Origin of the sequence: Massilia sp. S19_KUP03_FR1 (assembly GCF_036688685.1) — a bacterium.
GTDB lineage: Bacteria > Pseudomonadota > Gammaproteobacteria > Burkholderiales > Burkholderiaceae_D > JALYUM01.
Genome location: NZ_JAQQPS010000005.1, coordinates 32,356 through 45,794 on the forward strand (window position 1 = coordinate 32,356; position 13,439 = coordinate 45,794).

The 13,439-nt window shown below is 68.0% G+C and carries 6 protein-coding genes; 5 read left to right on the forward strand and 1 reads right to left on the reverse strand.

The window, feature by feature from the left end; genetic code table 11:
* Window positions 1-7,527, reverse strand: coding sequence for a non-ribosomal peptide synthetase (locus V6M87_RS06675; protein ID WP_332875819.1), 7,527 nt, complete (start codon window positions 7,525-7,527; stop codon window positions 1-3).
* 496 nt (window positions 7,528-8,023) lie between these two features.
* Between V6M87_RS06675 and V6M87_RS06680 the strand changes: the two genes are divergently transcribed.
* Genes V6M87_RS06680 through bioF form a run of 5 tightly spaced genes read left to right on the forward strand, consistent with a single transcriptional unit; the run spans window position 8,024 to window position 13,410 of the window.
* On the forward strand, window positions 8,024-8,476 hold the full coding sequence (locus tag V6M87_RS06680) for a YchJ family protein (protein WP_332875820.1): 453 nt from the start codon (window positions 8,024-8,026) through the stop codon (window positions 8,474-8,476).
* Between the two features lie 14 nt (window positions 8,477-8,490).
* Window positions 8,491-10,098 (forward strand): carboxyl transferase domain-containing protein, encoded by a 1,608-nt coding sequence (locus V6M87_RS06685; RefSeq protein WP_332875821.1) that lies wholly within the window; start codon window positions 8,491-8,493, stop codon window positions 10,096-10,098.
* An 11-nt stretch (window positions 10,099-10,109) separates the two neighbouring features.
* Window positions 10,110-10,895, forward strand: coding sequence for an enoyl-CoA hydratase/isomerase family protein (locus tag V6M87_RS06690; RefSeq protein ID WP_332875822.1), 786 nt, complete (start codon window positions 10,110-10,112; stop codon window positions 10,893-10,895).
* Complete coding sequence (gene bioA / locus V6M87_RS06695; protein WP_332875823.1) at window positions 10,892-12,232, forward strand: adenosylmethionine--8-amino-7-oxononanoate transaminase; 1,341 nt, start codon at window positions 10,892-10,894, stop codon at window positions 12,230-12,232. The genes V6M87_RS06690 and bioA overlap by 4 nt, the downstream gene beginning before the upstream one ends.
* On the forward strand, window positions 12,223-13,410 hold the full coding sequence (bioF, locus tag V6M87_RS06700) for an 8-amino-7-oxononanoate synthase (protein ID WP_332875824.1): 1,188 nt from the start codon (window positions 12,223-12,225) through the stop codon (window positions 13,408-13,410). The genes bioA and bioF overlap by 10 nt, the downstream gene beginning before the upstream one ends.
* Window positions 13,411-13,439: the final 29 nt, after the last annotated feature.

The window sequence follows — 13,439 nt, forward strand, 5'->3', positions numbered from 1 at the left end:
TCAGGCTCCCGCCACGATGGTGTCCGTCACCGGGTCGGTGCCGCGGATGCCGAGGTTGACAAAATAACGCTCGAGCAGGTCGCGGTCGACCGGCCGGATCGGCACCCCCAGCGCTTCGAGCCGGGTCTGGGTGGCGTGGCCGGACACGTCCGGTGGCGTGGCGGTCGTATCGTACTGATCGAGAATGGCCAGCACGGCCGCCAGCTCGCGCTGACCGGTGGCGACCAGGCGCGCGCGCGCACGCTCCATCCATGGCTCGAGCGCCAGCGATTCAAGCTGCACCCCGAGGCGGGCAAATACCGGCGCGATGTCGCCCACCCGCAAGCGCTGCTGGCCCATCAGGTGATACACCTGGCCGCGCGCGTCGGCATGGCCGGCCAGGCCCAGGATGGCGCGCGCCACATCGTCGACCGGGGTCAGGTTCAGCGGCAAGTCCATCGCCGGAATGGCGCCCAGCTCGGCGTACAGCTGCGCTACCCGCCAGATCAGGTCGGCCGCATTGCACAGCGCATGGGTGTGGTCGCCCGTCACCGCGCCGAGCCGGTAGATATTTACCGGCAGGCCGCGCGCCTGGGCCTCGCGCGCCAGCGCGTCGCCGACCCACTTGCTCTGACTGTAGCCGTCCACCAGGCCGCTCGACACGGCCAGCGGCGAGCGCTCGGTCAGCAGCGCGCCGTTGCCGGGGTCGATCACCGCCAGCGTCGAGACGTAGTGCAGGCTTTTCGGGCGCCCGCGCGCGGTCCAGTCGAGCAAGGTGATGACGCTGTCGACGTTGGCCGGTTTCAGGCTGGCGTAGGGGTGCAAAAAGTCGACCTGGGCGGCGCAATGGTAAATCGCGTCGCAGCCGTCGCGAATTGCCGCCGCATCGGCCTCGTCCAGCCCCAGCCCGGGCGCGCCGAGGTCGCCGCGTACCACCTCGATGCGCGTTTCGTCCCACAGCGCCGTGAGCTGGCGCGTGGCCATGGCGTCCCGCAGGCGCTGGCGCGCCGCCTGCGGGCTGTCGCCGCGCACATGGCACACCACGGTGGCGTCGGTATCGCGCAGCAGTGCGGCCAGCAGGTGGCTGCCGACAAACCCGCTGGCGCCGGTAAGAAAGACGCGCTGCGGGCGCAGCGGTGCGCTGGCCGCCTGCGGCTGGATGTGCGCCGGCAGCAGCACCTCGCGTGCCAGGTCCGGGCGCGCCGCGCTGGCCGCGCCGTTGCGCAGGTCGTCCACCAGCGCAGCCAGTTCGGACAGGGCCGGGTGGCTGTAAATGCCGGCGTGCGGGAAGTCCGGGTGCAGCTGCGCCCGGATGCCCATGCCAAGCTGAATTGCCAGCAGCGAGTGCCCGCCCAGTTCAAAGAAATTGTCGTGCCGGCCAACCTGGTCGAGCTGCAGCGCCTCGCACCAGATCGCCGCCAGCGCTTCCTCGGTGGCGCCCTGCGGCGCCACATACACGGCGCCGGCCTGGCGCTGCTGCGGCGGCAGCGGCAATGCGCGCCGATCCAGCTTGCCGCTCTGGTTGAGCGGCAGCGCAGCGAGCGTGACGAAGGTGGACGGCACCATGTAGTCGGGCAGCGTGCGCGCCAGGCTGTCGCGCAGCAGTGCCGGCGCCAGCTCGGCGCCGGCAGTGGTCGGCACCACGTAGGCGACCAGGCGCGCTTCTCCCGGCGTGTCTTCGCGCAGCAACACGGCGGCCTGCACCACGCCATCCTGGCGCAGCAGCAGCGCCTCGATCTCGCCCGGCTCGATGCGGAAGCCGCGCAGCTTGACCTGCTGGTCGGCGCGGCCGAGGAAATCCAGGCTGCCATCGGCGGCCCAGCGCGCCAGGTCGCCGCTGCGGTACATGCGGCTGCCGGCCGCGCCGTGCGGATTGGCGATAAAGCGCTCCGCAGTCAGCCCCGGCTGGCCCAGGTAACCGCGCGCCAGGCCGGCGCCGGCGATATACAGCTCGCCAGGCACGCCGGGTGGCAGCAACTGCAACTGCGCGTCCAGCACATACAGCTCGGCGCCATACACCGGGCGGCCGATCGAGGCCGGGCCGGCCTCCTGCATCGGTGCGCTCAGGCTGGCGCAGATGGTGATCTCGGTCGGGCCGTAGGCGTTGATCATGCGCCGCCCCGGCGCCCAGCGCGCCACCAGCGCCGGCGGGCAGGCGTCGCCGCCCACCACCAGCGTGCGCAGCAGCGGCAGCGGCGCCGGTGGCAGCGTTGCCAGCGCCGCTGGTGGAATCAGCGCGTGACTCACGCCGAGCCGCTCAAGCAGCTCGGCCAGTTCCTGGCCCAGCGGCTGGACGCTGCCGGCGGCCGCCAGCACCAGCGCGGCGCCGGCCTGGAACGCCATCAACTGGTCCATGATCGAGGCGTCGAAACCGCACGAGGAAAACTGCAACACGCGGGCGTCGGCGCCGAGCGCAAAGGCGGCGCCCATGCTCGCGCCCAGGTTGTGCAGGCCGGCGTGCGGTACCAGCACGCCCTTGGGCGCACCGCTCGAGCCTGAGGTGTAGATCAGGTAAGCAGCGTCCTGCGCGTGCACCGGCAGACCGGGGTTGTCCTCGCTCTGGAGCGCCAGGTTGGCCACGCAGAGGTCGTCGTCGAGCCGCAGCGCTGGTACGGACGGGCTGGCCAGGCTGTGCTGCGCGGCCAGCGCCAGCGTCGACAGCACCAGGTGCGGGCGCGCCTGTTCCAGCACGTAGGGAATGCGCGCCGCCATGTGGTGCGGGTCGATCGGCAGGTACGTTGCGCCGGCCTTGACGATGGCCAGGTGGGCCAGCACCAGCTCGGGCGAGCGTGGCAGCGCGGTGGCCACCACGGTGCCGGGCAGCACACCCTGGCGCCGCAACAGGTGCGCCAGCCGGTTGGCCTTGCGGTTCAGTTCGGCGTAACTGAGTTCGCCGTGCTCGCTCACCAGTGCGGTTGCCGCCGGCGTCATGGCGGCGTGGCGTTCGACCATCTGCGCCAGGCTTTGCACGGCGAGCGCCGGCGTCGCTCCGTGCCCGTCGGCCAGCACGCGTGCGCGCTCGTGCGGCTGCAGCAGCGCGAGCGTGGCCAGCGGCGTGTCCGGCGCGGCGCAAGCCTCCTCGAGCAGGCGCACCAGGCGCGCCGCGATGGCCTCGACGGTGCCTGCTTCGAACAGGTCGCTGCTGTACTGGATGCCGCCGCCGATGCCTGCCGGCAGGCCGTCAGCATCGCGCTGTTCGGCCAGGATGAAGGACAGGTCGAACTTGGCCGTGTCGATGGTGACCGGCTGCGGCGTGACAGCCACGCCGGCCATATTGAAACTGGCCCGGCTGCTGTTCTGGAAACCCAGCATGACCTGGAACAGCGGGTGACTGGCGCGCGAGCGCTGCGGCTGCAGCAGCTCGACCAGGCGGTCGAACGGCAGCTCCTGCTGGCCGTACGCCGCCATATTCCCGACCCGTACCCGGGCCAGCAGATCGCGCAGGCTCGGTCGCCCGGAGGTGTCAGTGCGCAGCACCAGGGTGTTCACAAAACAGCCGATCAGGCCGTCGAGCACGTGATCGCCACGGCCGGCCACCGGCGTGCCGATGGCGATGTCGTCGCCGCCGCCGAGGCGGCTGAGCAAGGCCGCCAGCAGCGCCTGCAGCACCATGAACAGGCTGGCCTGGCCCTCGCCGGCCAGTTGCAACAGCTGGGCGTGCAGCTGGCGGTCGATCTGCAGCGGCACCACGCCGCCGCGGTGGCTCGGCGTGGCAGGACGGGCGTGATCAAGCGGCAGGGCCAGCTGTTCGGGCAGGCCGCGCAGCGCGTCGCGCCAGAAAGCGGCCTGGCGCGATGCCAGGCTGGCCGGATCGTCCTCGCTGCCAAGCAGTGCGTTCTGCCACAGCGTGTAATCGGCGTATTGCACCGGCAGCGGCAGCCAGTCCGGCGCGGCGCCAGCGCAACGGGCGCCGTAGGCCACGCTCAGGTCGCGCGCCAGCGGCAGCAGAGAGGCGCCGTCGCCGGCGATGTGGTGGGTCAAGAGCAGCAGTACGTGTTCGTCCTCTTCGAGGCGGAACAGGGTGGCGCGCAGCGGCGTCTCGCAATCGAGACGGAAGCGGTAGGCCGCGGCCTGGCGCAGTTGTGCCTCGATGCCCTCCTCGCTGCTGGCGCTGGCCAGCAGTTGCGGGCGCGCGGCGGCGCCGGCCAGCACCTGCTGGTGCGGCAGGCCGGACGCGCTCGGATAGATAGTACGCAGGATCTCGTGGCGGTCGACCAGGTCGGCCAGCGCGGCCTGCAGCGCGCTGTGCTCGAGAGGTCCGGTCAGGCGCAGCGCCAGCGGCATGTTGTAGGCCGGGTTGCCATCCTCGAGCTGGTTCATCAGCCAGAGCCGGTTCTGGGCGTACGACAGCGGCACCTGCGCTGGGCGCGCCATCGCCATCACGCTCGGGCGCAGCGCGGCGCCCTGGTCGAGCCGCTCGGCCAGGCCGGCAATGGTCGACACCTGGAACAGGGTGTCGACCGGCAGTTCGATCATGAAGTGCTGGCGGATCATCGACATCAGCTGAACGATCATCAGCGAGTGGCCGCCCAGTTCAAAGAAATTGTCATCCACGCCGATGCGCTCGACATGCAGCGCCTCGCTCCACATGGTGGCCAGGGTGCGCTCGGTGGGCGTGCGCGGCGCGGTATAGGCGTTGGCGGCCTGGCGCTCCGGCGCCGGCAAGGCCTTGCGGTCGAGCTTTCCGCTAGGGCCGAGCGGCAGCGCCGCGATCTGGACGAAGGCGGACGGCACCATGTACTCGGGCAGTGCCGCGGCCAGCAGCGCGCGCAGCGGGGCCGGATCGGCGCCGGCGGCACCCACCACGTAGGCGACCAGGCGCTGCTCGCCCGGGTGGTCCTCGCGCGCCACCACCGCCGCCTGGGCCACGCCCGGGTGGCCCAGCAGCACCGCTTCGATCTCGCCCGGCTCGATGCGAAAGCCGCGCAGTTTGACCTGCTGGTCGGCACGGCCGAGGTAATCGAGGCTGCCATCGGCGCGCCAGCGCGCCAGGTCGCCGCTGCGGTACATGCGGCTGCCAGGCGCACCGTGTGGATTGGCGACGAAGCGTTCGGCCGTCAGTAGCGCACGGCCCAGGTAACCCTGCGCCAGCCCGGTACCGGCCAGATACAGCTCACCGCCCACGCCCACCGGCACCGGTTGCAGCGCATCGTCGAGCACATACAGCTGGGTGTTCCAGATCGGATAGCCAATTGGCACCCGTTCTTCTCCCAGCGCCGCGCCGCACTGCCAGTGGGTGACGTCGACCGCGGCCTCGGTCGGGCCGTACAGATTGTGCAGCTCGCAGCCCAGGCGCTGCTGGAACTGGGTTTGCAGCGCCGGCGCCAGCGCCTCGCCGCTGCAGATCACGCGCCGCAGCGAGGTGCAGGCTGGGGTGGCCGGTTCGAGCAGGAACAGCGCGAGCATCGAGGGCACGAAATGGATGGTGGTGATGGCCTCGGCCGCCACCAGGGCGGCCAGGTAGTGCGCGTCCCTGTGCCCGCCCGGACGCGCCATGACCAGCGTGGCGCCCTCGATCAGCGGCCAGAAGAATTCCCACACCGAGACGTCGAAGCTGGACGGGGTTTTTTGCAGCACGCGGTCGTCCGCGCCCAGGCCATAGCGGTCCTGCATCCACAGCAGGCGGTTGACGATGGCCTGGTGCGACACCAGCACGCCCTTCGGCCTGCCGGTCGAGCCGGAGGTGTAGATCAGGTAGGCCGTATGCAACGGCTGCAGCGGCGCGCTGCGCTCGGCATCGGTGAGCGCGTGCTCCGCGCAGGCGTCGAGCAGGGTGATGGTGGCGGCGCGGTCGAGCGCCAGCAGCGGCGCCGCGTTGCTTGCCAACTGCGCGTCAAGTTGCGCCGCTGCGGCGCCAGCCGTCAGCACGCACACCGGCCGGGCGTCGTCCAGCATGAAGGCGAGCCGGTCGGCCGGATAATCAGGGTCGAGCGGCAGGTAAGCGGCGCCCGTTTTGAGGGTGGCCAGCAGCGCCACCATCAATTCCAGCGAGCGCGGTACCGCGATGGCGACCACGGTGCCAGGGCCGGCGCCGCGCGCCAGCAGCAGGCGCGCCAGCTGGTTGGCGCGGCGGTGCAGCTGCGCATAGGTGGTGGGTTCACCCTCGCACCGCAGGGCGATGGCGTCGGCGCTCGCCGCAGCGCGCTGCTCGAGCAGCGCGGTCAGGGTGGTGTCCGGCACAGTGACGGCGCTGCCGTTCCAGACGTGCAGCAGCCGCGCGCGCTCATCCTCGCGCAGCAGCGCGACCTGGCCCACATTCTGGGTCGGGTCGGCCAGCAGCGCGCCAATAAAACCGAGCAGCCGTTCCTGGTGGCCGGCCAGCGTGGCGGCACTGTACAGGGCCGGGTTGGCGTCGAAGTCGATCTGCAGATCCTTGCCGTTGCCCCGTTCGTACAGGAAGATGCCGAGGTCCTCGGCGGTGCCGTTGGAGAGGTTGCGCGGGGTCGCCGCAACGCCGTTGAAGTGAAAGTCGTAGTCGAAGGCCTCGATGTTGATCACGCTGGTAAATAGCTGGCGATGGCTGCCCAGCAGGTTCAGGTCGGCACGCAGGTGTTCATAGCGGTAAGCCTGGTGGCGCAGGACCTGGCGCATCTGCGCGCCGACCTGGCCGATCAACTCGGCCAGTGGCAGCGCGGCGGCCAGCGCCAGGCGCAGCGGCATGGCGTTGGCGACCATCGCCGGCACCCGGCGCATTCTCTCGTTGTGGCGCGCCGTGAGCGGCATGCCCAACACCATGTCGGCGTTGCCGCTGACCCGGTACAGATACGCGGCGATGACGGCGGTCAGCACCTGCGGCAGGGTAGCGCCCAGGCTGCGCCCGAGGATGCGCAGTGCCTCGACCCTGGCCGCCGGCAGGTAGCTGGTTTGACGCAGCATGCCGCCGCGGTTGGGCGCGCGCCCGCTGGCCAGGCTGAAGGGATCGGGCTTGTCGGCGAAGCGCGCCATCCAGTACTGGCGGTCGCGCGCATGGCGGCCGGAGGCCTGGTAGGCCGCGTCGTCTTGCGCCAGGTCGGCAATGCTTGCCAGCGTGCTGTCGGCCACCGGCCGCGCCTCGCACAGCGCCGTGTAGTGCTCGGCCACGCGGCGCGCCAGCAGGCTGCCGCCGTAACCGTCGAGCGCGATGTGGTGGCAGCGGTGATACCAGGTATACGCGTGCGGCCCGGTGCGTAGCAAGGCCGAGAGCCACAGCTGGCCAGCGCCGAGATCCTGGTTGCGCAGGTAATCGGCTTGCATCCAGGCCAGCGCGGCGCCGGCCGGATCGGCTTCGGCGCAAAAGTCGAGGTAGGGAATCTGGCCAGTATAAGTCGGCGCCAGCCACTGGCGCGGACCGGCGCCGCTGTCGGCAAAATGCAGGCGCGGCGCTTCGGCTTCGTTGGCCACCAGGCGCAGCGCGGCCAGGAAGCGCTCGGGTTCGATGTCGCCGTCGAGGTCGAGTGCTTCGGCCAGGTTGAAGTTGGTATCGGGCGACGCGAAGCGGGCCCCCAGCCACATGGACATTTGGCCCGAAGTGAGGGGCATCGAAGGTGTCGTCTCGTTGGTAGTCGTCATGCATCACTCCTGATGAAGCCGATGGTCGTGGCAAGGCAGCGACCACGCGGGTCGGGCGGGGCGCGGCGCGCCCCAATGGTTGGATGTAGCTCAGTTGTACAAGCAGGCTTGCCTTGCTAGCGCAAGCAACGGAACGCGCAACAGCGCGGCACGGCTGAAACGATGCAACCGACGGTGTCGGCCTGGTGCAGACTGCGCCGCCGACGACCGGTGAGTCGTCGTTGGCCAATCGGTCGCCGTGCGCTGGAGCGGCACGGGACGGGCACTTGCTACTTGCCCCGGTCAGGGCAATGTGATGAGAATTACTCGTGAGATTGCCTTGCGGCAAAATCTGTAACCAACTGTATTGCAAATTTTGCCTTGTGGCAAGTTTACTTTTTCGAAAATGTTTCCGCTTTGTTGCACTTTAGAACAACACGCTTTATTGCCATCGAAGGCCACGAAAATGCGCAGCGCCAAGGCAAGCGCACGCCGCCCCACCGATATGGCGGATAATATGCCCATGCCAATATCCCCCTCCCTGTGCCCCTGCGGCGGCGGTCCCTACGCGCAATGCTGTGCCCCCTACCTTGGCGGCGCCAGCGTGCCGCAAACGGCCGAACAACTGATGCGCTCGCGCTACAGCGCCTACACGCTGCGCGATGAAGCCTACCTGCGCGCAACCTGGCATGCCAGCACCCTGCCGCCGGGCGCCATCGTCGACCCCGACGAAAAGCTCCAGTGGCTGGGACTTGAGGTAAAATCTGCTTTACGTTTACGTCAACGTAAAGCAGACTTGCCTGAAGAACAACAGGCGGGTGAGGCGCGCGATACCGTCGAATTCGTCGCCCGCTTCAAGGTCGGCGGCCGGGCGCATCGGCTGCACGAAGTGAGCCGCTTCGTGCGCGCGCCCGACAGCTTGGGCGCGCTGCGCTGGTTTTACGTGGACGGCAGTTTCCCCGAGAAATAAAGGATCAGCCCGCCATGCCCCACATCGAGAGCAAACTCAACCCGCGTAGCGCGGACTTCCAGGCCAACGTGACTGCCATGCAAGCCGTGGTGGACGACCTGCGCGCCAGGGTAGCGACCATCGCCGCTGGCGGCGGAGAAGCCGCCAGTGCAAAACACGTCGCGCGCGGCAAACTGCTGCCGCGCGAGCGCGTGCAGATGCTGCTCGACCCAGGCACGCCCTTCCTCGAATTCTCGCAACTGGCGGCCTACGCCATGTACGACGGCGCGGCGCCGGCGGCCGGCATCATCACCGGGATCGGGCGCGTGGCGGGCCAGGAGTGCGTGATCGTCTGTAACGACGCCACCGTCAAGGGCGGCACCTATTACCCGATGACGGTCAAAAAACACCTGCGCGCCCAGGAAATCGCCGACCAGAACCACCTCCCCTGCATCTATCTGGTCGACTCGGGCGGCGCCAACCTGCCGAACCAGGACGACGTGTTTCCTGACCGCGACCACTTCGGCCGCATCTTTTTTAATCAGGCGAATTTATCGGCCAAGGGCATTCCGCAAATCGCCGTGGTCATGGGCTCCTGCACGGCCGGCGGCGCCTACGTGCCGGCAATGAGCGACGAATCGATCATCGTCAAGGAGCAGGGCACCATTTTCCTGGGCGGCCCGCCGCTGGTGAAAGCGGCCACCGGGGAAGTCGTCACTGCGGAAGATCTGGGCGGCGGCGACGTGCACACGCGCCTGTCCGGCGTGGTCGACCACCTGGCGCAAAACGATTTACACGCTTTGTCGCTGGCGCGCACCATTGTCGGCAATCTGAATCGCGTGAAACCGGTGCAGGGCGCGCCGCGCGCGCCGGTGGAACCGCACTATCCGGCCCAGGACCTGTACGGCGTGATCCCGGTCGATACGCGCAAACCGTTCGACGTGCGCGAAGTGATCGCACGCGTGGTCGACGGCAGCGAATTCGACGAATTCAAGGCACGCTACGGCACCACCCTGGTCTGCGGTTTCGCCCACATTTATGGCGTCAAGGTGGGCATCATCGCCAACAACGGCATCCTGTTTTCCGAGTCGGCGTTAAAAGGCACGCATTTTATTGAACTGTGCTGCCAGCGTAAAATTCCGCTCGTGTTCCTGCAAAATATCACCGGCTTCATGGTGGGCCGCAAATACGAAAACGAGGGCATCGCCCGCAACGGCGCCAAGATGGTGACCGCTGTCGCCACCGCGGCCGTCCCCAAATTCACTGTCATCATCGGCGGCAGTTTCGGCGCCGGCAATTACGGCATGTGCGGGCGCGCTTTTTCTCCGCGCTTTCTCTGGATGTGGCCGAATGCGCGCATCTCCGTCATGGGCGGCGACCAGGCCGCGTCGGTGCTGGCCACCGTCAAGCGCGACGGCATCGAGGGCAAGGGCGGCCAATGGACGGCGGACGAAGAAGCCGCGTTCAAGCAACCCATCAAGGACCAGTACGAACACCAGGGCCACCCATACTATGCATCCGCGCGCCTGTGGGACGACGGCGTGATCGACCCGGCCGACACGCGCATGGTGCTGGGCCTGGGACTCTCGGCGGCATTGAATGCGCCTATCGAAGACACCAAGTTCGGCGTCTTCCGCATGTAAAGGAAGCAAAAATGGATTTTCAGGCGATCGACATCACCATGCATGCCTACGTCGCCACCGTGACGCTCAATCGTCCCGAGGTACGCAACGCGTTCAACAGCGCCACCATCGCCGAACTGGCGCTGGCCTTCGATGAACTGGGCCAGGACGAAGACATCCGCGCCATCGTGCTGGCCGCAAACGGCCCGGCCTTCTGCGCCGGCGCCGATCTGCACTGGATGAAGGAAATGGCGGGCTACTCGGACAGCGAAAACCTGGCTGACGCCACGCGCCTGGCCGACATGCTGCGCACGATTTATTTGTGCCCGAAACCGGTCGTGGCAAAAATCCAGGGTGACTGCTACGCGGGCGGCATGGGGCTGGCGGCCGCCTGCGACATCGTCGTCGCTGCCGATACCGCCCATTTCTGCCTGAGCGAAGTCAAACTCGGCCTGATTCCCGCCACCATCGCGCCGTACGTCATCAAGGCGATGGGAGAACAGGCCGCGCGCCGCTACGTGCTGACCGCCGAACGCATCACGGCTAACGAGGCGCACCGGATCGGTTTCGTCCACGAACTGGCCACGTCCGACGCCCTCGACGCCGCCGTTGCGACCATCATCAAAGCGCTGGTCTCGAACAGCCCGCATGCAGTGCGACAAGCCAAAGTGCTGGTGCGCGACATCGCCGCAAAAACCATCGACCAGGCGCTGGTGGCCGACACCGCAGGACGCATCGCCGCCATCCGCTCCTCCCTGGAAGGCCGCGAAGGCGTGGCCTCCTTTTTAGAAAAACGTAAACCATCGTGGCTGTCTTGAATCACTCAACTTCGAACGACTGGGTCGCGCGCAGCCTGCGCAGCGTGTGGCACCCATGTACCCAAATGCAGCACCACGAACAAATGCCGCTGGTCGCCATCAAAAATGCGCGCGGCGTGTACCTGTACGACCATGACGGCAAACGCTACCTCGACGCCATCAGCTCCTGGTGGGTCAACCTGTTCGGCCACGCCAACCCGAGAATCAACGCGGCATTGAAAGAGCAGCTCGATACGCTCGAACACGCCATGCTGGCCGGTTTTACCCACGAGCCGGTGGTGGAATTGTCGGAGCAGTTATCCAGCCTGACGAACCACGTTCTCGGCCATGCGTTTTACGCCTCCGACGGCGCCTCCGCCGTTGAGATTGCACTCAAGATGAGTTTTCACGCGTGGAGGAATGCCGGCCGCCCGGACAAGCAGGAATTCGTCTGCGTCCAGGGCAGTTACCACGGCGAAACGATCGGCGCGCTGGCCGTCACCGACGTGGCCCTGTTCAAGGATGCCTACGGCCCGCTGCTGCGCGCCGCACGCGTGGTGACCTCGCCCGATGCCCGTAACGCCCTGCCCGGCGAGACGGCCCAGGACGTGGCGCGCCGCGCCGCCGCCGACGTCGAAACGCTGTTCGAGGAGCGCGCCGACAAGATCGCCGCCTTCATCGTCGAGCCGCTGGTGCAATGCGCCACCGGCATGGCGATGCACGACCCGCTGTATCTGACGCTGGTACGCGAACTGTGCGACCGCTTCGACGTGCACCTGATCGCCGATGAAATCGCCGTCGGCTGCGGGCGCACAGGCACGTTTTTCGCGTGCGAGCAGGCCGGCATCTGGCCCGATTTCCTGTGCCTGTCGAAAGGCATCAGCGGCGGCTATTTGCCCTTGTCGCTGGTACTCACGAGGGACAGCATTTACCAGGCGTTCTACAGCGAAGACATCCGGCGCGGCTTCCTGCACTCGCACTCGTACACCGGCAATCCGCTGGCCTGCCGCGCCGCGCTGGCCACGCTGCAGATTTTCAGGGACGACGACGTGCTGGCGCAAAACCGCGTCAAGTCGGCTGCCATGATGGCGGCATTGGCGCCGCTGGCGCAGCACGCGCGCGTGGCCAACCTGCGCCAGCGCGGCACCATCTTCGCGTTCGACGCCATCGAGCCGGACGCGAACAGGGTGTCGACGTTCTCGCGCCGCTTCTTTGCCACCGCGCTGGAGCACGAACTGATGCTGCGCCCGATCGGCCGCACGGTATACTTGATGCCGCCGTATATTCTCGACCCCGAACAAATCGCCGACCTGGCGGCGCGTACCCGCGCGGTGTTTGAAACGACCCTATGGAACTGATCGCCGCCATCGAGCGCCAGCTCGCCGCCATCGGTGCGCAAGGTTTGACGCGCCGGCGCCGCACGGCCGAGACAAGCTGCGCACCGCACCAGACGGTCGACGGCCGTGCCATGCTGGCGTTCTGCGCCAACGATTACCTGGGCCTGGCCGCCCATCCCGCCATCATCGCCGCGCTGCAGGAAGGCGCCGCGTTGTACGGCGCCGGCAGCGGCGCCTCGCACCTCGTCAGCGGCCATGGGCGCGCGCACGCGCAATTCGAGGAGCACGTCGCCGCCTTCATGGCGCCGCACATCCCCGACGTGCGCGCGCTGTACCTGTGCACCGGCTACATGGCCAACCTTGCCGTATTGTCCGCGCTGGGGGCGGACCAGAATGCGATGATTTTTTCGGAGGCGTTGAACCACGCCTCGCTGATCGACGGCGCCCGCCTCGCCCGCGCAGGCGTGAGCGTGTACGCGCACGGCGACGTGGCCATGCTGGAAGGCCAGCTGGCGGCCAGCACGGCATCAACCAACATCGTCGTCACCGACAGCGTGTTCAGCATGGATGGCGACCTGGCGCCGTTGCCAGGCCTGCTGGCCCTGTGCGAGCGCTATGGCGCCTGGCTGGTGGTCGATGACGCCCATGGCTTCGGCGTGCTCGGTGAAAACGGCCGCGGCGCGCTCGAACATTTTAATTTGTCGTCGCCACACCTGGTGTATGTCGGCACGCTCGGCAAAGCGGCCGGCGTCGGTGGCGCTTTTATTGCGGCCCACGCCAGCGTGATCGAACTGCTGGTGCAGCGCGCGCGCCCGTATATTTATACGACGGCGGCGCCGCCGGCGCTGGCGCATGCGCTGCTCACGAGCCTGGACATCATCGGTGGCACTGAGGGAAAAGCGCGCCGCCGCCACCTGGCACAGCTGATCCACCATCTCGATACGGCGCTGTCCTTAAAACGCTGGCAGCGTCCCGCGTCGACGACACCGATTCAACCGATTATCATCGGGGGCAACGACGAGGCCATGCAGGCCGCCGCCAGCCTGCACGCGCAGGGGCTGTGGGTGCCTGCGATTCGCCCGCCGACCGTCCCCGCCAACACGGCACGCCTGCGCGTGACCCTGTCGGCGTCGCATACACAAGCCGATGTCGCGCAGCTCGCCGCCGCCATCAATACCCTGGAAGGGAACGTCCCATGACCACCAGCCTGAACGAACCGGAACTGCCG